Origin of the sequence: Streptomyces sp. NPDC005752, assembly GCF_040630715.1 — a bacterium.
Taxonomy (GTDB): Bacteria; Actinomycetota; Actinomycetes; order Streptomycetales; family Streptomycetaceae; genus Streptomyces.
Genome location: NZ_JBEXYB010000042.1, coordinates 14093 through 32510 on the forward strand (window position 1 = coordinate 14093; position 18418 = coordinate 32510).

The following is an 18418-nucleotide window of genomic DNA, read 5'->3' on the forward strand; positions in this document are numbered from 1 at the left end:
TCAGGCCGTTCGCGCAGCGCCGACGGGGGTCGGCCCGGTCTGTGCCAGCCGCATGCCCAGCTCGATCATCGTCCAGCCTGCGCGCCGGCGCAGCTCGGTCGTCATCCAGCCCGTGCGGCGGCGCGATGCGGTGCGGGCGAGGGCGAACTCCGCCGCTTCATGGCGGAACGCGGCGGCACGGCAGGCGTGGAGCAGATGATGGTTGTCGCTGTGCATGAGGTGATCCCCTCTAGTCGGTGGGACGCGGGAAGATGTGCAGATGGGTGCGGACGACCGCCGAACCCTCGGTGTCGTCGGGGACGCGACCCCGGTAGCTGTTCACCAGGTCGTGGATCTTCTCCGCGAGCTCCAGGGAGAGTTCGGGGGTGAGGCGCACCTTGAAGTCGCTGACGTCCCAGCTGCGCAGCCACTCCTCGGGCCATTCGCGCATCGTCCCGAGCCAGGTGTTCAGCTCCTGGGCGTGCGTGGTCGCGAGCTCGTGGAGGACGACCCCGATGGCGCCGCGCACCTCCGGGTCCGCATGGCGCATGAAGTCCGTGGAGGGCCCGAACACGGTCCCCGAGTGAGTCGCCCTCCACCACCGCTCACGACCCTTCCCGCGTTCCGGGTCGTCCTCGACGAAGCCGTATGCCGCGAGCTGGCGGAGGTGGTAGCTGGTGGCCCCGCTGGACTCGCCGAGCCGGCCGGCGAGACCGGAGGCGGTGGCGGGGCCGAACTCCCGCAGCGCGTTCAGGAGCCGCATGCGCAGGGGGTGTGCGAGCCCGCGCAGGCTGTGGGCGTCGATGTGGTGGATCCGCGGATCGTCCGCGTACCGGGTGGGCGGGCCTTCGGGCTCGTTCGGCGACATGACACGACTCTAAAGTTGCAAAGACTGCTTTGCAACATGTTCTTTGCATGGAGTTCTTTGCAAGATTGACAGCCCGGCCGCACACACCGACGCCGGTGCCTCCACCGCGAGTTGCGGCAGAGGCCCCGGCGTCGGAAGGGCTGCGGTGCTCCCGCTCAGCCCTCCTTGATGAATCCTTCCTCCACCAGCCAGTCCTTCGCCACCTCGTGCGGGTCCTCGCCGTCGACGTCCACCTTGGAATTCAGCTCCTGCGCGAGCTGCGTCGTCAGCTTCTCGGTGACCGGGGCCAGCAGTTCGGCGATCTCGGGATATTTGTCGAGGGTCGCCGTGTGGACGGCGGGTGCCGCGTTGTAGTTGGGGAAGAACTGCTTGTCGTCCTCCATGACGTCCAGGTTCATGGCCTTGATCCGGCCGTCGGTGGTGTACACCTCACCCAGCAGGCAGGAGTTGGAATCCGAGACCTGTGTGTAGATGATTCCGGCGTCCATCTTCTGGATGTTCGAGGCAGGCAGATTCATCCCGTACTTCTTCTGCATGCCCGGCAGCCCGTCGTCGCGCGAGGCGAACTCGTTCTCCACGCAGACCGTCACGGCCTTGGGGTCCTTCTTGGCGAGCGCGGCCACGTCCGACAGCGTCTTCAGGTGGTACTTGGCGTTGTTCTTCTTGCTGATCGCCAGGGCGTACGTGTTGTCGAGGGTGGCCGGCGGAAGCCAGGTCACCCCGTTGCCCAGGTCCTCGTCGCGGACCGCCTTCCACTGCTTCTGCGGGTCGACGATCGGTTCGGCGTGGCCGAGATAGGTGATCCACGCCGTGCCCGTGTAGTCGTACAGCGCGTCGGCCTCGCCCTGGGCGACCGCTTCGCGGGCGCTGATCGACCCCGGCAGGTTCGTGCGGTCCAGTACCTCGGCGCCGGCCGCCTTGAACACCAGGCCCATCACGTGGCCGAGGATGATGTTCTCGCTGAAGTTCTTCGAGGTCACCGTCAGGGAAGCGCCCTTGAGCGGCTGCCCCTTTCCGATCGATCCCGGTTCCACCTCGTCCACCAGCGGCGATCCGCTCTTCAGCCCGCACCCCGTGAGCAGGAGGGCGAGCGCGGCCGCCGATGCCAGGCCCGTACGTACCCTCACGCTTCCTCCAGTCCGCGCGGCGTCAGCCACAGTTCGACCAGCGAGGCCAGCCAGTCCACGAGCAGTGCCAGCACAACGGTCAGTACGGATCCGAGGATCAGCACGGGCATGCGCTGCGTCTGGATTCCCGAGGTGATCAGGTCGCCGAGTCCGCCGCCGCCCCCGAAGGTCGCGAGGGTCGCCGTGCCCACGTTGAGCACCAGGGCCGTGCGCACACCCGCCAGGATCAGCGGGACCGCGAGCGGCAGTTCCACCTTGGTGAGGGTGCCCATCGCCGACATGCCGATGCCCCGGGAGGCCTCGACGAGGGTCGGCTCGATGGCGTTCAGCCCCGCCACGGTGTTGGAGAACACCGGCAGCACCGCGTAGATCACCATTCCGATGATCGCGGTCGACGGTCCGATGCCCAGCCAGATCACCAGCAGGGCCAGCAGCCCGATGGCGGGTGTGGCCTGCCCGATGTTCGCCAGGGCCGTCACCCCGGGGGCGGCCCTCTTCAGTCCGCGCCGGGTCATCGCGATGCCGAGCGGAATGGCGATGATCAGCACCCAGAAGGTGGAGATCGCGGTCAGTCTCACGTGCTGCCACCAGCGGACTTCGACGATGTCCCCGGCCAGCGAGTTCTTCGCGATCGAGTCGAGTTCGACGTGGGAGATCCACAGATAGGTCGCGACCAGGACGACCGCGAGGACGGCCGGCACCAGGACGAGTTTCTGCCAGGTGATCCGGCGCGCCGGACCCGACGTCGGCGCGGAGGGCTCCGCCTCCTCGTCACGGAATGCATGCCCGCCCACGTCGTGCTCTCCGGGCGGTCGCGCTCCCTTGGGGGGAGCCTGATGACTGGGGGTCATAGCCCGCTGCCACCGCCCTCCTGCTCCTGCTCCGTCCGGTGGACGCGCAGCTCTTCGAGGTCGTGCTCGTGCTCCATCGCGGCGAGCCGGTCCGCCTCCAGGAGTTCCTGGACGGAGTTCATCAGGGTGTGCATGTCGACGACGCCGATGAACTCACCGCGCCGCCCCGTGACGGCGACCCGCCCGCCGCTGTCGGTCAGCACCGCCTCCAGGGCGTCGTGCAGTGTCGCGTCGCGGGTCACGGTGTCGTGCACCAACTGTCCGGCCCTGGCGAGCGAACCCTTGGCCCGCATCAGGTCGCCGCGCCGCAGCCACTTGTAGGGGCGGTTGCGGCGGTCCAGCATCAGCAGCTCGTTGTGCTGGCCGTCCCGCAGCTTGTTGAAGATCGACTGGAGCGGGTCCTCGACCGTCACCGTGGGGAAATCGGCGATCCCCACGTCCCGCACACGGGTCAGGTTGAGCCGCTTCAGCGCGGCGCCCGCGCCCACGAACCCGGAGACGAAGTCGTCCGTCGGGTTGGTGAGGATGGCCTCGGGGGTGTCGAACTGCGCGATGTGCGAACGCTCCCGGAGCACCGCGATCCGGTCGCCCAGCTTGATGGCCTCGTCGAAGTCGTGGGTGACGAAGACGATCGTCTTGTGCAGCTCGTGCTGGAGCCGGATCAGCTCGTCCTGGAGGTGGTCGCGCGTGATCGGGTCGACCGCCCCGAACGGCTCGTCCATCAGCAGCACCGGCGGGTCCGCGGCCAGGGCCCGCGCCACCCCCACGCGCTGCTGCTGGCCGCCGGAGAGCTGGCGGGGGTAACGCCCGTGGAACTCGCGGGGGTCCAGCCCGACCAGGTCGAGCATCTCCTCGACCCGGTCCTTCACCCCGGACTTCGACCAGCCGGTCATCTTCGGTACGAGGGCGATGTTCTCCGCGACCGTCATGTGCGGGAAGAGACCGGAGGACTGGATGGCGTAGCCGATCTTGCGGCGGAGCTTCACCGGGTCCATGTCGGTGACGTCCTCGTCGTTGATCCTGATCCGCCCGGACGTCGGCTCGATCAGGCGGTTGATCATCTTGAGGGTGGTGGACTTCCCGCAGCCCGAGGGGCCCACGAGGATCACGGTCTCGCCGGCCTTGATGTCCATGGACACCTCGTCCACGGCCGGGGTGGGGCTGCCGGGGTAGGACTTGCTGAGGTTCTCCAGCTGGATGGTGGCGCCCGAGGTGGAGGCGGGGCGGGCCGGGGCCGACGAATCCGTCGACCCGGTGACGGTCTCAGGCACGGATCCCCCTAGGGATGGTCAGCCGTCCGAGGAGCACGTAGGCGGCGTCGAAGAGCAGGGCGAGGATGACGATGCCGATCGTGCCGGCGAGGACCTTGTTGATGGCGTTTGCGCTTCCCAGTGAGGCGAGGCCACCGAAGATCTCGTTACCGAGTCCGGGGCCCGAGGCGTAGGCGGCAATGGCGGCGATCCCCATCAGCATCTGGGTGGAGACCCGGATACCGGTGAGGATGGGGGGCCACGCGAGGGGCAGTTCCACCTTGACGAGCCGCCGCATCCGGGACATCCCGATGCCCTTGGCCGCGTCGACGAGGGACGGGTCGACCCCGCGCAGCCCGACGATGCAGTTGCGGACGACGGGCAGGAGCCCGTACAGCGTCAGGATGATCACGGTGGGCGGGACCCCGAGTCCCACCAGCGGGATCAGCAGACCGATCGCGGCGAGCGAAGGGATGGTGAGGATCGCCGAGGTGGACGTGACGGCAAGGGAGCCGCCCCAGCTGCTCCGATAGCTGACGACACCGATCAGTACGCCGAGGAGCGTGGCGATGACCATGCACTGGAAGACGGCGCTGGCGTGCTGATACGTGTCGGTGAGCAGTTGCTGGTGGCGGGTGCCCACATACTCCCAGAAGTTCACATGTTGCTCCGTAGGCTCAGTCGGTGTCCTCTGCAGCCTGCTCAACCAGCGGGATAATACGCAGCGGCACCGGGTTTTCCATGACGATCGCCGTGGAGGCCCGGACGATGCCATCAAAGCCGACCACGCGGTCGATCACCCGCTGGAGGTCGGCGTTCGAGCGGGCGACGAGCCGGCAGAACATGTCCCCGTGCCCGGTCGTCGTGTGCAGTTCGAGGACTTCCGGTACGCCACTCAAGTGGGCCCGCACGTCGGCGCCTTGTCCCTGCTTGATCTCCAGCGTCGCGAATGCGGTGACGGGATAGCCCAGCGCGGCGGGGTCCACGTCCGGGCCGAACCCGCGGATGACGCCATTCGACTGAAGCCGGTCCAGCCGGGCCTGCACGGTCCCGCGCGCGACCCCGAGCCGCCGCGACGCCTCGAGTACGCCGATGCGGGGCTCGCGGGCCAGCAGCAGGATGAGCCGGCCGTCCAGATGATCGATCGCCATGATCCGCCTCCCGATGGTCAGCCTGTACAGATAGCCCGCCCATCCTCGCGGCAGGCTGCACAGATTGACCAGCGGATGCGCGAACTGTTGCGCACCTTGCGAAGCGGCGGGAACCTTCGGACATGACTGAGACTGTGCACACCACCCCCGACACCGCCCGGCAGGCCGATCCCTTCCCGGTCAAGGGAATGGACGCGGTGGTCTTCGCGGTGGGCAACGCCAAGCAGGCGGCGCACTACTACTCGACCGCCTTCGGCATGAAGCTCGTCGCCTACTCCGGACCGGAGAACGGCAGCCGCGAGACCGCGAGTTACGTCCTGACCAACGGTTCCGCCCGCTTCGTCCTCACCTCCGTCATCAAGGCGTCCACCGAGTGGGGCACCTTCCTCGCCGACCACGTGCACGCCCACGGCGACGGCGTGGTCGACCTCGCCATCGAGGTCCCCGACGCCCGCGCGGCGTACGCCTACGCCGTCGAGCACGGCGCGACGGGCGTCACGGAGCCGTACGAGGTCAAGGACGAGCACGGCACGGTCGTCCTGGCCGCCATCGCCACGTACGGGAAGACCCGGCACACCCTGGTCGAGCGCTCCGGCTACGACGGCCCCTACCTCCCGGGATACGTGGCCGCGGACCCGATCGTCGAGCCGGCCGCCAAGAGGACCTTCCAGGCCATCGACCACTGCGTGGGCAACGTCGAGCTCGGCCGGATGAACGAGTGGGTGACCTTCTACAACAAGGTCATGGGCTTCACCAACATGAAGGAGTTCGTCGGCGACGACATCGCCACCGAGTACTCCGCCCTCATGTCGAAGGTCGTCGCGGACGGCACGCTGAAGGTGAAGTTCCCCATCAACGAGCCGGCGATCGCGAAGAAGAAGTCGCAGATCGACGAGTACCTGGAGTTCTACGGCGGCGCCGGCGTCCAGCACATCGCGCTCGCCACGAACGACATCGTCGCCTCCGTGAAGGCGATGCGTGCGGCCGGCGTGCGGTTCCTGGACACCCCGGACTCGTACTACGACACCCTGGGGGACTGGGCGGGCGAGACCCGCGTGCCCGTGGAGACGCTGCGTGAGCTGAAGATCCTCGTCGACCGTGACGAGGACGGCTACCTGCTGCAGATCTTCACCAAGCCGGTCCAGGACCGCCCGACCGTCTTCTTCGAGATGATCGAGCGGCACGGCTCGATGGGCTTCGGCAAGGGCAACTTCAAGGCCCTGTTCGAGGCGATCGAGCGCGAGCAGGAGAAGCGCGGCAACCTGTAGCCACCACACTGAAGGGGTCCTCCTCCCGGGTGGGAGGAGGACCCCTTCAGTGCGCGGTCACGGAGTGGGGCCGGCGCTGGGCCTCGCCTGCGGCGACGGGGCCGCCGACTGCCCGGCCCGGGGCTCCCCGGGTGCCTGCGAGACCGTCCGCGAGGACTCCTGCGTGGGCTCCGGCGAGGCGTTTGCCCCGGACTCCGTCGACGGCGACGGCGAGGCTTCCGGCTCGTCGGAGGGCTCCGGCTCGTCGTCGGCGGAGGGCTCCGGAGCCGGCGGCTGCATGAACTCCGGGCCGCCCGCCGCCGGCTCACCCAGGGCGTCCAGGGCCTCCTGCGCCGAAGGGGCGGCGAGCGGCGAGAAGCCCGGGTTCGTGCGGAGGGCCTCCTGAAGATGGCCGCGGGCCGGACCGTCCTGGCCGAGGGAACTCTCGATCATTCCCAGGTGATAGGCGTACGAGGCGTTCCGCACACCGGACTCCACGGCCTTCTCGGCGTACTGCATGCCCTCCTCGCTCCGGCCCGCCCGGTGCAGCGACCAGGCCAGCGTGTCCGCCACCGCGGAGCTGCGGCGCTGCGCCTCCCACTCGGTGCGCATCAGCTCCACCGCGGCCTCGGGGTCACCGTGGTCGGCCTCGAAGCGGGCCTCGGTCAGCGACTCGTCGACCCCGGACGTCCCCGCCCGCGTCAGGAGGTCGCGGAGCTTCGCGTACTGGGTGCGGGAGTCGCCGTCCAGGTCCAGCGACTCGTACAGCTCGCCCAGTTCGAGCACGTACTCGGGGCGGGGCAGCTTCGTGGTCACCGTCCGGTAGTCGGCCAGCGCCTCGTCCGTGCGGCCGAGGGCCGCCAGGGCGCGGGCCCGGCCCGCCAGGGAGGCGAGGTGACCGCGGTCGGTGCGCAGGGCCGCGTCGTACTGCGCGAGAGCCTCCGCCGGCTCGCCGCGCTCCGCGGCGAGTTCCCCCAGACGGTGCAGGGCCGCCGCCTTCTCGGCCGGCGTGGCGGCGCGGTCCGCCGCCTCCTGGGCGGTGGCCAGGGCGTCCTCGCGCCATCCCTGGTTGCGGTACATGTCCGACGTCCTGGCCAGGCCGGGCGCGCCCTTGCGCAGGGCGCCGAACTTCTCCGTCGCCCTGGCCGCCGCCGCGTACTCGCCGAGGCCGTTGTAGGCGTCGATCAGCACCGGGTACGCCGTCCAGCCCTTCGGCTGCCGTGTCCGCACGGTCTCGCCCCACTTCTTGGCGGCGAGGAAGTCGTTCCGGGCGTTGGCGAGCGTCCCGAGGCCCACCCACGCCGCCGTGTTCCCGCGCTCACCCGGCTGCGCGGCCAGCGAGCGCTGGAGGGCCTGTTCGGCCCGGGTGTAGTAGGCCGCGTCCGCGGAACGGCGACCCCACTCCACGTACGCCGAGCCGAGCACCGCCCAGGACGGGGCGTCGGCGGGATGCGTCTCCACCCACTTCTGCCGGTCGCCGATGAGGGCCGTCAGATCGGACAGCGACGCAGGGGAGCCCGCGGCGGCCGCGGCCTCGGCCCGTGCCACGGGCCCCTGCGGGCGACCCGCGCCGTCCCCGTCCGGCACGGCGATCACCGCACCGGCCACGAGCACGGCACCGGCCACCGCGCCGAACGCCGCCCTGCGCAGCGTCGTGCGCATCGGCGCGGGAGGCGGTGGGACGGACGTCGCACCCTGGGGCGGCAGGGTGGAGGGGAGCGGCTCCGGGTTCTGCTGCGGCTTGGCATCCATGCTCATCACTCTGCGTCAGTACGACGATCACATCGCGCTCCGTGAAGGCTGACGCAGACGGGTTCACACCATTGGCCCCGGGTGTCACGCTTGGATCATGGACGCACTCCTCGAACGACTGCGCTCGGGTCTTCCGGCCGAGGCACTGCTCACGGACCCGGACATCACCGCCTCGTACGCCCACGACATGGCGAGCTTCTGCGACGCCGGCGCTCCCGCCGTCGTGGTGCTCCCGCGCACCGTCGAGGAGGTCCAGCACGTCATGCGGACCGCCACCGCCCTGCGGGTCCCCGTCGTCCCCCAGGGTGCGAGGACCGGGCTCTCGGGTGCGGCCAACGCCTCCGACGGCTGCATCGTGCTCTCCCTGGTGAAGATGGACCGGATCCTGGAGATCAGCCCGGTCGACCGGATCGCGGTCGTCGAACCGGGTGTCGTCAACGCCACGCTGTCCCGCGCCGTCAACGAACAGGGCCTGTACTACCCGCCGGACCCGTCGAGCTGGGAGATGTGCACGATCGGCGGCAACATCGGGACCGCGTCCGGCGGACTGTGCTGCGTCAAGTACGGCGTCACCGCCGAATACGTCCTGGGCCTGGAAGTCGTCCTGGCCGACGGGAGGCTGCTGAACACCGGGCGGCGTACCGCGAAGGGCGTCGCCGGATACGACCTCACCCGGCTCTTCGTCGGTTCGGAAGGCAGCCTCGGTGTCGTCGTCAAGGCCGTCCTCGCGCTGCGGCCCATGCCACCGCGGCAGCTCGTGCTCGCCGCCGAATTCCCCTCCGCGGCAGCGGCCTGCGACGCGGTGTGCCGGATCATGGAGCGAGGGCACACACCGTCACTCCTCGAACTGATGGACCGGACGACCGTGCGGGCCGTCAACGCGATGGCCTCCATGGGCCTGCCCGAGTCCACCGAGGCCCTGCTGCTCTGCGCCTTCGACACGCCCGACCCGGCGGCCGACCTCACCGCCGTCGGGGAACTCTGCAAGGCGTCCGGGGCCACCGAGGTCGTGCCCGCCGACGACGCCGCCGAGTCCGAACTCCTGCTGCAGGCACGCCGGACGGCCCTTCCCGCCCTGGAGACCGTCAAGTCGGCCACGATGATCGACGACGTGTGCGTGCCGCGCTCCCGGCTGGGCGCGATGATCGAGGGAACCGCCGCGATCGCCGAGAAGTTCGGGCTGACCATCGGTGTCTGCGCCCACGCGGGCGACGGCAACACCCACCCCGTCGTCTGTTTCGACCACACGGACGCCGACGAGTCCCGCAGGGCTCGCGAGTCCTTCGACGAGATCATGGCGCTGGGCCTCGAACTGGGCGGCACCATCACCGGCGAACACGGCGTCGGCGTGCTGAAGAAGGAATGGCTGGCCCGCGAACTCGGCGAGGTGGGACTCGAGTTGCAGCGCGGGATCAAGGCCGCCTTCGACCCGCTCGGGCTGCTCAACCCCGGCAAGCTGTTCTGACGCCCGCGCACCGCCGCTCAGGCCTCGCCGTCCTGCGGCTCGTCCTGCGGCCAGGGATCGCTCAGCCACAGGTCGTCGGCCGGCAGCGGGGCGAGCAGTTCGGCGAGGGCCCCGTCGAGTCCCAGCAGTCCGCTCTCGGTCCCCGGAGGCACCACGCGCAGGGTGCGCTCCACCCAGGCGGCGACGGCGGCGTACGGCACCTCCAGGAGGGCGTCGCCGTCGGGTGAGGTGAGCGCGACACAGATGACGCCCCGGTCCGCGACCTTCGTCGGCCAGATCCGTACGTCCCCGTGTCCGCTCGGCCGGAACACCCCCTCGACCAGCAGTTCACGGGCGAACGTCCAGTGCACGGGCGACTCGGAGCCGACGTGGAAGGTGATGTGCACGGCGTACGGGTCGTCGGTGAAGTAGGACAGCCGTGCAGGCACGGGGACCGACCGCTCGGGCGACAGGACCAGCTTCACTTCCAGCTCGCGTTCCACGGTGTTCTGCATGAGGTGTACGACCTTCCGATGCTCGTAGGGGCCGGTTCCGTGACCGGTCCGCACAAGGAGAGACCGCCCTCCCCGACGTCTATGACGCGACTTCCCAGAAAAACTTCCCCCGATCCTGAAAGTGGTCCAAACAGCAGGACAGGCACGGGGGTGCTCGGAGGTCTGATAGATGTGGACCCTTGTATTGAGGCCTCGAAGAGATACGGGACCACGGTGATGAGCGCCCCAACCCCGGCACCCGGTGACGAAAGCCCCCGCGAGGGGTACTACCCAGACCCGTCCATTCCCGGATACGTCCGGTACTGGAACGGCGCTTCATGGGTCCCCGGCACCAGCCGGCCCGCACCGAAGGGCGGGACGGCGGCCGCGACGGCGCCCACCCCGGCAGCTGAAGCCGCCCCGCCGCCTCAGGCCCGGGTGGACGAGACCGGGCCGATGTACTTCGACGAGGTCGAGGGCGCGGCCCCTGCCGGAGGAGACGGCGGGGCGCACGCCGACTCCGCCCCCGGCCGGCCCCTGTCGGCGTCCGCCTGGCAGGCCGACACCTCCCGGCAGTCCGGCTTCGGCGGCGAACGCGACCACCGGGTCTCGTGGGGCGGCCCCGATCCCCGGACGCCGGGGGCGGGTGGCCCCGATCCCGGTACGCCGGGGGCGGGCGGCCCCGATCCCCGGACAGCCGGTGCGGGCACGCCCGAAGCCGCGACGCCGCACCCCGCGCCACCCACGGCTCCCGCCCCCGCGGACGGCGAGCCCGCCGGCCCCCGGCGGCCCGGCACCGCGGACCCGACGCGCGGCGCGCTGCCCGGCACGCGGGACGGCGGTGACGCGGTGTCCGACGGCACCGTCACCATCCGCGCCGACCGGCCCGGCAGGAGCAGTGGCACCGGCACCGGCAGCCGCCCGCCGACGGACGGCACGGTGACCATCCGCGCGGTGGGCCCCGGCACCGCCGCCCGCCCCTCGCGTCCACGCGACGACGCCCAGGCCGAGGGCACGATGACGATCCGCGCGGTGCCGCCCGGCGGCACCCCGCAGTCCCCGGCCCCCGCTCCGTCGCCCACCCCGCCGCAGGCAGGGCCTCCGGGGCTGAACACGCCCCTGACACCGGGCCCCGCCGGCGGGTCCGCGGCCTGGCCGCAGCAGGCCCACCAGCTCGCCCGGCCGGAGCACACGGCACGCCCGCAGCAGCCCGCGCCGCAGCAGCCCGTGCCCCAGCAGCCCGCGCCCCAGCAGTCCGCGCCGCCCCAGCAGCAGAGCCCGATGCCCGCGCAGGGTGTCGGTCCCGGTCAGCAGCAGCCTGTCGTGCCCTGGAAGCCCCCGGTGGACGACCCCTTCCAGCAGCTCGTCCGGTCCCAGGCCTCCGCCAGGCCCGCCGCCCTCGGCAAGCGGCTGGCCGCCCGGGTCCTCGACACCGTCGTCCTCGGTGTGCTGGCGGGGGCGGTCGGCTTCCCCCTGGTCACCCGGGCGATGGACCACATCGACCGGAAGATCGAAGCGGCGAAGATGTCCGGCGAGACGGTCACGGTCTGGCTCCTGGACTCCACCACGGCCGGACTGTTCGGTGGGGTCCTCGCCGCCGTCCTCGTCCTCGGCTGCGTCCTGGAGGCCGTGCCCACCGCCAGGTGGGGCCGCACGCTGGGCAAGAAGCTGTGCGGTCTGGAGGTACGGGACATCGAGTCCCACGACGCGCCCAGCCTGGGCGCCGCGCTGCGCCGCTGGCTGGTGTACGGGGTGCTGGGCCTGGTCGCCGTCGGCGTGCTCAACGTGCTCTGGTGCCTGATCGACCGTCCGTGGCGCCAGTGCTGGCACGACAAGGCGGCCCGTACCTTCGTCGCCGGCCGGTAGGGGCCCCGTACGCCCGTGTGCTGACGCCCCGTCCCCCGAAGGGACCTCAGCCGTTGCGGGCCTTCACGGGCCGGGGTGCACTGCCCCCATGAGCAACGAACCACCGCCTCCGCCGCCCGACGACGACCCTTTCTCGAAGAGGCCGCCGCAGGGGCCCCCGCCGGGCGGTTCGCCCTACGGCGGCGGGCCGCCCCCGCCACCGCCGCCCCAGGACCCCTACGGCGGCGGTGGCCCCTACGGCGGTGCGGATCCGCTGGCCGGCATGCCGCCGCTCGCGGAACCGGGCAAGCGGATCCTCGCGCGGCTGATCGACTTCCTCATCATCTCGATCCCGCTGTACCTGATCTCGCTGCCCTTCGGCGGGGCGGTCGACGTCACGTCGGACGACGGCAACGACGACTTCGGCAACGCGGTGGGCAACGCCTACTCGGGCCATCAGCTGGTGTGGTCGCTGATCGGCCTGGTGGTCTACGTCGCCTACGACACGTACTTCACCCACAAGGACGGCCGGACCCTCGGCAAGCGGCTGCTGAAGATGCGCGTCGCGATGCTCAACGACGGCTCGGTGCCCGACACGAACTCCTCGCTGATGCGGGCCGTCGTGCTCTGGCTCCCGGCGCTGCTGTGCTGCCCCTGCCTGTGGTGGCTCATCAACATCGTGCTGATGTTCACGGACAAGCCCTACCGGCAGGGCCTGCAGGACAAGGCGGGCAAGACCGTGGTCGTCACCGTCCCCTGAGCCGGGAGGGATCAGTGACGCAGCGAGTGCCCGCCGGCGTGCTCCCGCTGCGCCGTGGCGATCTCGATGTCCTCGATCGTGCGGTGCGTACGGGCGGCGGTGGGCGGTGCCGTCACCTTCCGGACCGTCTTCGCGCGGACCGGCAGGGCCATCGCCACCAGGAGGCCCAGGGCCAGCGCCGCGGTGCCGACGAGGACGACGCCGACGCCCGGTTCCGTACGGAAGAGCAGCAGCATGGCGAGGGCGGAGAAGACGACGGTGGCCGAACCGTAGGAGAACTGTGCGGCTGTCGGACGCGGCATGGCGGTATCCGTCCTCGGGGCGTCGGATAGGGCAGTCTCTCAACACGTTCGCACTGTCAATCGACTCTACGACGGTGGATGCCCGTGGAGAACGGGTAGTAAGCGTGACCTAACCCACGGTGCCGGTGCACAGGGGGCGCACGGAGTCACGCTGTCGCCGTCGGGTGTCGGCGGCGCGCCGGTCGGGCGGAGCGGCAGGGGTCGGTGTACCTCCGGTGTACGTCCGGATAACGGAAGAGGCCTCCCGCATAGTGCACTTGGTATGTGCAAGTCAAGATCTGTCTTTTCTCTCATAACTCCGATCGAATGTCGTCACTTGTGACGCGTTGAACGCGCGCGGCCCGTTTTTCACCCCCTGGCCGCGGCTGCGAACGCCGGGGAGGACTGCATCAAGTGACCACTCAGAGACGAGCGCTGCGCGCCACCGCCGTAGCCGTGTGCCTGGCCGCCACCGCTGCGACGGCATCCGCCTTCGCCACGGCGCAGGCGGATGACAAGGTGTCGGATTCCGGCGCCTCCATCGTGGACCGGCGCGACCCCGCGCCGGTCAAGGCGCACGAGCACGACCTGGAAGGGCCCTTCAGCAAGGAGCAGGACGCACAGCGTCAGGCCGCGCTGGAGCAGGTCCTGTCCGGTGACAAGAAGGTGACCGCCAAGGGCGGCTCCAAGGTCGTCAAGCTCGGCAAGAGCAAGTACGTCGAGCTCGGCCGGGAGAAGACCGACAAGATCTTCACCATCCTCGTGGAGTTCGGCGACAAGGTCGACGACACCACGATGTTCGACCCCGACGGCGACGGCCCGAAGCCGCCCGTCAAGAAGTACGGCGGCACGCCGGGCCCGCTGCACAACGAGATATCCGAGCCGGACCCGGCGAAGGACAACAGCACCGCCTGGAAGGCCGACTACGACCAGTCCCACTTCCAGGACCTCTACTTCGGTGAGGGCAAGGACAAGGGCAAGGAATCGCTGAAGACGTACTACGAGAAGACGTCCTCCGGGCGCTACTCGGTCGACGGCGAGGTCTCGGACTGGGTCAAGGTCCCGTACAACGAGGCCCGTTACGGCTCGAACTACTGCGGCTCGACCAACTGCGCCAACGTCTGGGACACCGTCCGCGACGGCGTCAACGCATGGGTCACCGACCAGAAGGCCAAGGGCCGCACCCTGGACGAGATCAAGGCGGACCTCGCGCAGTACGACGAGTGGGACCGTTACGACTTCGACGGTGACGGCGACTTCAACGAGCCCGACGGGTACATCGACCACTTCCAGCTGGTCCACGCCGGCGAGGACGAGTCCGCGGGCGGCGGGGTGCAGGGCACCGACGCCCTCTGGGCGCACCGCTGGTACGCGTACGGCACCAACGCCGGCGCGACGGGCCCCGCGGGCAACAAGGCCGGTGGCGCCGAGATCGGTGACACGGGCATCTGGGTCGGCGACTACACCGCACAGCCCGAGAACGGCGGACTGGGCGTCTTCGCCCACGAGTACGCCCACGACCTGGGCCTGCCGGACCTCTACGACACCTCCGGCGGCGGCGAGAACTCGGTCGGCTTCTGGTCCCTGATGTCGGCGGGCTCCTGGCTCGGCACCGGCGACGGCGAGATCGGCAACCTGCCCGGCGACATGACCGCCTGGGACAAGCTCCAGCTCGGCTGGCTCGACTACGACACGGCCAAGGCCGCCACGAAGTCGACGCACAAGCTCGGTGTGGCGGAGTACAACACCAAGGACAAGCAGGCGCTCGTCGTCGAGCTGCCCGAGAAGGAAGTCACCACCACCGTCACGAAGCCCGCCGAGGGCTCGAAGCAGTGGTGGAGCGACATGGGCGACGACCTGTCGAACACCCTGACCCGCTCGGTCGACCTCACCGGCAAGACGTCCGCCTCGCTGGATCTGTCCGGCTGGTACGACATCGAGGCCGACTACGACTACCTCTACACCGAGGTCTCGGACAACGGCGGCACCAGCTGGACCGCGCTGGACGGCACGGCGGACGGCAAGGCCATCCCGCGTGACGCCAGCGACAAGCCGGCCCTGACCGACGTGTCGGGCGCCGTCAAGAAGCTCTCGTACCCGCTGGACGCCTACGCCGGCAAGAAGATCGACCTGCGCTTCCGCTACCAGACGGACGGCGGCGCGGGCGGCAAGGGCTTCACGGCCGACGCCATTACCGTCACCGCCGACGGCGCCGCGCTCTTCACGGACAACGCCGAGGGCGACGACAACGGCTGGACCGCCAAGGGCTTCTCGCGGATCGGCGAGTCGTTCACCAACGACTACCCGCAGTACTACATCGCCGAGAACCGTCAGTACGTCTCGTACGACAAGACCCTCGAGGTCGGCCCGTACAACTTCGGCTTCTCCACCACCCGCCCGGACTGGGTCGAGCACTACGCCTACCAGAACGGCCTGATGGTGTGGCTCTGGGACACCGCCCAGAAGGACAACAACACCTCGCAGCACGAGGGCCAGGGTCTGATCCTTCCGGTGGACTCGCACGCCAAGCCGCTGAAGTGGGCGAACGGCTCGCTCCTGCGCAACAAGATCCAGCCCTTCGACGCACCGTTCAGCTGGTACCCGAACAAGGGCTTCACGCTGCACAACGCGGACGTGCCGCTGAAGATTAAGCCCTCGCTGGGCGTCCCGGTCTTCGACGACCGCAAGGGCACGTACTGGTACGAGGAGAACCCGACCGGAAGTGTCAAGGTCTCTGACACCAACACCCGGATCACCATCGTGAACGAGCCGCTCAGCGGCTCCACGATGACTGTGAAGGTCGGGCCCTCGGGCAAGTAGTCGTCAAACTCGCAGGTCGAAGCATGATCGGCCGTCGCCCTCTAGCGGGCGGCGGCCGATCGTGTTTAGGTGCGTCCTACGAATCCTTATTGACAAGAAGTCTTACGGGGGAGCGCGAAGCATGGCAGGCGGAGGTTTCTGCAGGTTGCCCAACGGCACCGTGGTGGTGGCACTGACCCTGAACGGGCCGGCCGGCGGATCCGGCCCGGGGGAACCGGTACGGGTGCTGGTGCACGCGGTGAACCGGGCGCGCGCCCTGACCAGGGTGCGCAATCTCGGGCTGCGCGCCGTCTACCTCAGGGGCAACGCGCAGCCGCCCACCCCCGACGAGGTCACGGCGGTCCTGCACCACCCGGACGGACTGCTCTGGCGCACGGCGCACCGGACCGGCCAGGAGCTCTGGCACCCCATACGGGCGCTGCTGGGATCCTCCGGATACGCGGGCCCGGCCCGCCCGGCGGCCTGAGCGCGCCGGGCGGGGTCAGACGACCGGCTTGCCCGACAGCTCCACGCCGGCGGTCCGCAGCTCGCCCAGGGCCCGCTCCGTGGTCGCCTCGGCGACCCCGGCGGTCAGGTCCAGCAGGACGTGCGTGACGAAGCCCTCCCGGGCGGCGTCCAGGGCGGTGGCCCGCACACAGTGGTCCGTGGCGATGCCTACGACGTCGACGGCGGTGACGGACCGGTCCCGCAGCCACTGGGCGAGCCCCGTCCCGTTCTCGTCGACACCCTCGAAACCGCTGTACGCCGCGGTGTACGCCCCCTTGTCGAAGACGGTGTCGATCGCGCCGGAGGCCACGGCAGGGGCGAAATTGGGGTGGAAGCCCACACCCTCCGTGCCGGCGACGCAGTGCGGCGGCCAGGAGTGCTCGAAGTCGGGCGTGGCGGAGAAGTGGTCACCGGGATCGATGTGGTGGTCCCGGGTGGCCACGACATGGCTGTAGCCGGGCCGGGCCTCACCGATCAGGTCGGTGATGGCGGCGGCGACCTCGGCACCGCCCGCCACCGCGAGGCTGCCGCCCTCGCAGAAGTCGTTCTGAACGTCGACGACGATCAAGGCGCGATGCATGGCGGTTGTCCTTCGGTGGGGTTCGGGCGGTCGAGCGGATACGGACGGTGGGGATACCACCGAGCCTAGAGACTCCGGGCAGCCTGCGGGAGGGGGTGCGCACCTCGCTCTCGCGGCCGGGCGCGCCCCGCGGCCGAGCGGGCCGGGGCGTGCCTCACAGGTACTCGGTGGGCAGCACCGGCTCACCCCGGGACAGCTGCATCGCCGACATCGGCAACCCCGCCCGCGCCGCGATGTGCCGCTCCCGCGCGGCCTCCAGCGGCTCCCGGCCGACGACCTCACCGCCCTTGACCAGCTGCACCTGCACCTGCCGGTCCACCAGCTCGGGCGGGACCTCACCGCTGCCGATCACCTCGGCCTCGGCGATTCCGGCACCGTCCAGCCGGCGCGCCGCCCACTTGCGGCCGCCCCTCGACGACTTCGCGCCCAGTGACTTCTTCACCACCGGCACCAGCGGGTCTGCCGGATCGGCGGTCCGCGCACGTGCCACCAGCTTGTAGACCATGGAGCACGTCGGGTGCCCGCTGCCGGTGACCAGCTGCGTGCCCACCCCGTAGGCGTCGACGGGCGCGGCGGCCAGCGAGGCGATCGCGTACTCGTCCAGGTCGGACGTGACCACGATCTTCGTCTCCGTGGCACCCAGCTCGTCCAGCTGCTGCCGGACCCGGTGCGCGACGAGCAGCAGGTCCCCGGAGTCGATCCGTACGGCGCCGAGCTCCGGCCCCGCGACCTCCACGGCCGTGCGGACGGCCTCGGTCACGTCGTAGGTGTCGACCAGCAGCGACGTCCCCCGGCCCAGCGAGTCCACCTGGGCCCGGAAGGCGTCCCGCTCGCTGTCGTGCAGGAGCGTGAAGGCGTGCGCACTCGTCCCGACGGTCGGGATGTTGTAGCGGAAACCGGCCGCCAGGTCCGAGGTGGTGTGGAAGCCCCCGATGTACGCCGCACGCGCCGACGCCACCGCCGACAGCTCGTGCGTGCGCCGCGCGCCCATCTCGATGAGCCGTCGGCCGCCCGCCGCGGCCGACATCCGGGACGCGGCGGCGGCGATCGCCGAGTCGTGGTTCAGGATCGACAGGATCACGGTCTCCAGCAGCACGCACTCGGCGAAGGAACCCTCGACCCGCAGGAGTGGCGAGCCCGGGAAGTACACCTCGCCCTCCGGGTAGCCCCAGATGTCGCCGCTGAAGCGGTAGTCCGCCAGCCAGTCGACCGTGGGCGCGTCCACGACCCGCTGGTCGCGCAGGAAGGCGAGCATCTCGTCGTCGAAGTGGAAGTTCTCCACCGCGTCCAGCACCCGCCCGATGCCGGCGACGACGCCGTAGCGCCGCCCCTCGGGCAGGCGGCGGGTGAAGGCCTCGAAGACGGAGCGCCGGTCCGCGGTGCCGGCCTTCAGCGCGGCCTGCACCATCGTGAGCTCGTACTGGTCGGTGAAGAGTGCGGTCGACGGCACACCGACCCGTCGTCCAAGGTCCGCTGAGTTCAT

The 18418-nt window shown here is 70.3% G+C and carries 18 protein-coding genes; 6 read left to right on the forward strand and 12 right to left on the reverse strand.

Going from position 1 to position 18418, the window contains the following annotated elements; all coding sequences use genetic code 11:
• The 7 genes from ABZ441_RS28555 to ABZ441_RS28585 all read right to left on the reverse strand — a co-directional run bounded on the left by ABZ441_RS28555 (position 1) and on the right by ABZ441_RS28585 (position 5226).
• Complete coding sequence (locus tag ABZ441_RS28555; RefSeq protein ID WP_358979379.1) at positions 1-216, reverse strand: hypothetical protein; 216 nt, start codon at positions 214-216, stop codon at positions 1-3.
• Positions 217-229: 13 nt separating this feature from the next.
• Positions 230-847: a winged helix-turn-helix domain-containing protein gene (locus tag ABZ441_RS28560; protein ID WP_358979381.1), complete on the reverse strand. Its 618-nt coding sequence runs from the start codon at positions 845-847 to the stop codon at positions 230-232.
• A gap of 155 nt (positions 848-1002) precedes the next feature.
• Entirely contained in the window at positions 1003-1974 is a 972-nt protein-coding gene (locus tag ABZ441_RS28565) for a glycine betaine ABC transporter substrate-binding protein (protein ID WP_358979383.1), read from the reverse strand.
• Positions 1971-2825: an ABC transporter permease gene (locus ABZ441_RS28570; protein ID WP_358979385.1), complete on the reverse strand. Its 855-nt coding sequence runs from the start codon at positions 2823-2825 to the stop codon at positions 1971-1973. The genes ABZ441_RS28565 and ABZ441_RS28570 overlap by 4 nt, the downstream gene beginning before the upstream one ends.
• Complete coding sequence (locus tag ABZ441_RS28575; RefSeq protein WP_358979388.1) at positions 2822-4096, reverse strand: betaine/proline/choline family ABC transporter ATP-binding protein; 1275 nt, start codon at positions 4094-4096, stop codon at positions 2822-2824. Before ABZ441_RS28575 ends, ABZ441_RS28570 begins: the two co-directional genes overlap by 4 nt.
• The gene (locus tag ABZ441_RS28580) at positions 4089-4736 is read right to left on the reverse strand and encodes an ABC transporter permease (protein WP_358979390.1); all 648 of its coding nucleotides are present in this window, start codon (positions 4734-4736) and stop codon (positions 4089-4091) included. Before ABZ441_RS28580 ends, ABZ441_RS28575 begins: the two co-directional genes overlap by 8 nt.
• A gap of 16 nt (positions 4737-4752) precedes the next feature.
• On the reverse strand, positions 4753-5226 hold the full coding sequence (locus tag ABZ441_RS28585; protein ID WP_205020046.1) for an Lrp/AsnC family transcriptional regulator: 474 nt from the start codon (positions 5224-5226) through the stop codon (positions 4753-4755).
• 122 nt (positions 5227-5348) lie between these two features.
• On the opposite strand from ABZ441_RS28585, the gene hppD reads away from it, so the two are divergent.
• Positions 5349-6494: a 4-hydroxyphenylpyruvate dioxygenase gene (gene hppD, locus ABZ441_RS28590; RefSeq protein WP_358979393.1), complete on the forward strand. Its 1146-nt coding sequence runs from the start codon at positions 5349-5351 to the stop codon at positions 6492-6494.
• 57 nt (positions 6495-6551) lie between these two features.
• Here the strand turns inward: hppD and ABZ441_RS28595 are convergent, their stop codons facing one another.
• Positions 6552-8225, reverse strand: a complete 1674-nt coding sequence (locus tag ABZ441_RS28595) for a tetratricopeptide repeat protein (protein WP_358979395.1) — start codon at positions 8223-8225, stop codon at positions 6552-6554.
• A gap of 97 nt (positions 8226-8322) precedes the next feature.
• Here ABZ441_RS28595 and ABZ441_RS28600 point away from each other — a divergent pair, with 97 nt between their 5' ends.
• The gene (locus tag ABZ441_RS28600; protein WP_358979397.1) at positions 8323-9690 is read left to right on the forward strand and encodes an FAD-linked oxidase C-terminal domain-containing protein; all 1368 of its coding nucleotides are present in this window, start codon (positions 8323-8325) and stop codon (positions 9688-9690) included.
• Between the two features lie 17 nt (positions 9691-9707).
• On the opposite strand, the gene ABZ441_RS28605 is transcribed toward ABZ441_RS28600, so the two are convergent.
• Entirely contained in the window at positions 9708-10184 is a 477-nt protein-coding gene (locus ABZ441_RS28605) for an SsgA family sporulation/cell division regulator (protein ID WP_358979399.1), read from the reverse strand.
• A 216-nt stretch (positions 10185-10400) separates the two neighbouring features.
• Here ABZ441_RS28605 and ABZ441_RS28610 point away from each other — a divergent pair, with 216 nt between their 5' ends.
• Together ABZ441_RS28610 and ABZ441_RS28615 are read left to right on the forward strand one after the other, a co-directional pair.
• Positions 10401-12029, forward strand: coding sequence for an RDD family protein (locus ABZ441_RS28610; RefSeq protein ID WP_358979401.1), 1629 nt, complete (start codon positions 10401-10403; stop codon positions 12027-12029).
• Between the two features lie 88 nt (positions 12030-12117).
• Positions 12118-12768, forward strand: coding sequence for an RDD family protein (locus ABZ441_RS28615; RefSeq protein ID WP_358979403.1), 651 nt, complete (start codon positions 12118-12120; stop codon positions 12766-12768).
• A gap of 11 nt (positions 12769-12779) precedes the next feature.
• Here the strand turns inward: ABZ441_RS28615 and ABZ441_RS28620 are convergent, their stop codons facing one another.
• Positions 12780-13070: a hypothetical protein gene (locus tag ABZ441_RS28620; protein ID WP_358979405.1), complete on the reverse strand. Its 291-nt coding sequence runs from the start codon at positions 13068-13070 to the stop codon at positions 12780-12782.
• A gap of 393 nt (positions 13071-13463) precedes the next feature.
• Here ABZ441_RS28620 and ABZ441_RS28625 point away from each other — a divergent pair, with 393 nt between their 5' ends.
• Together ABZ441_RS28625 and ABZ441_RS28630 are read left to right on the forward strand one after the other, a co-directional pair.
• Entirely contained in the window at positions 13464-15869 is a 2406-nt protein-coding gene (locus ABZ441_RS28625) for an immune inhibitor A domain-containing protein (RefSeq protein WP_358979407.1), read from the forward strand.
• Between the two features lie 121 nt (positions 15870-15990).
• Complete coding sequence (locus ABZ441_RS28630) at positions 15991-16335, forward strand: hypothetical protein (RefSeq protein ID WP_358979409.1); 345 nt, start codon at positions 15991-15993, stop codon at positions 16333-16335.
• A 15-nt stretch (positions 16336-16350) separates the two neighbouring features.
• On the opposite strand, the gene ABZ441_RS28635 is transcribed toward ABZ441_RS28630, so the two are convergent.
• Positions 16351-16935 carry an isochorismatase family protein gene (locus ABZ441_RS28635; protein ID WP_358979411.1) on the reverse strand — a complete coding sequence of 195 codons (585 nt, stop codon included), beginning with the start codon at positions 16933-16935 and terminating at the stop codon, positions 16351-16353.
• Positions 16936-17089: 154 nt separating this feature from the next.
• Positions 17090-18418: a nicotinate phosphoribosyltransferase gene (locus ABZ441_RS28640; RefSeq protein WP_358979412.1), complete on the reverse strand. Its 1329-nt coding sequence runs from the start codon at positions 18416-18418 to the stop codon at positions 17090-17092.

Bases quoted from the DNA above. Each gene is read 5' to 3' on its own strand.
- ABZ441_RS28555 (WP_358979379.1), bottom strand. From the start codon at position 216: ATGCACAGCGACAACCATCATCTGCTCCACGCCTGCCGTGCCGCCGCG.
- ABZ441_RS28560 (WP_358979381.1), bottom strand. From the start codon at position 847: ATGTCGCCGAACGAGCCCGAAGGCCCGCCCACCCGGTACGCGGACGAT.
- ABZ441_RS28570 (WP_358979385.1), bottom strand. From the start codon at position 2,825: ATGACCCCCAGTCATCAGGCTCCCCCCAAGGGAGCGCGACCGCCCGGA.
- ABZ441_RS28585 (WP_205020046.1), bottom strand. From the start codon at position 5,226: ATGGCGATCGATCATCTGGACGGCCGGCTCATCCTGCTGCTGGCCCGC.
- hppD (WP_358979393.1), top strand. From the start codon at position 5,349: ATGACTGAGACTGTGCACACCACCCCCGACACCGCCCGGCAGGCCGAT.
- ABZ441_RS28595 (WP_358979395.1), bottom strand. From the start codon at position 8,225: ATGGATGCCAAGCCGCAGCAGAACCCGGAGCCGCTCCCCTCCACCCTG.
- ABZ441_RS28600 (WP_358979397.1), top strand. From the start codon at position 8,323: ATGGACGCACTCCTCGAACGACTGCGCTCGGGTCTTCCGGCCGAGGCA.
- ABZ441_RS28605 (WP_358979399.1), bottom strand. From the start codon at position 10,184: ATGCAGAACACCGTGGAACGCGAGCTGGAAGTGAAGCTGGTCCTGTCG.
- ABZ441_RS28610 (WP_358979401.1), top strand. From the start codon at position 10,401: ATGAGCGCCCCAACCCCGGCACCCGGTGACGAAAGCCCCCGCGAGGGG.
- ABZ441_RS28615 (WP_358979403.1), top strand. From the start codon at position 12,118: ATGAGCAACGAACCACCGCCTCCGCCGCCCGACGACGACCCTTTCTCG.
- ABZ441_RS28620 (WP_358979405.1), bottom strand. From the start codon at position 13,070: ATGCCGCGTCCGACAGCCGCACAGTTCTCCTACGGTTCGGCCACCGTC.
- ABZ441_RS28630 (WP_358979409.1), top strand. From the start codon at position 15,991: ATGGCAGGCGGAGGTTTCTGCAGGTTGCCCAACGGCACCGTGGTGGTG.
- ABZ441_RS28635 (WP_358979411.1), bottom strand. From the start codon at position 16,935: ATGCATCGCGCCTTGATCGTCGTCGACGTTCAGAACGACTTCTGCGAG.
- ABZ441_RS28640 (WP_358979412.1), bottom strand. From the start codon at position 18,418: ATGAACTCAGCGGACCTTGGACGACGGGTCGGTGTGCCGTCGACCGCA.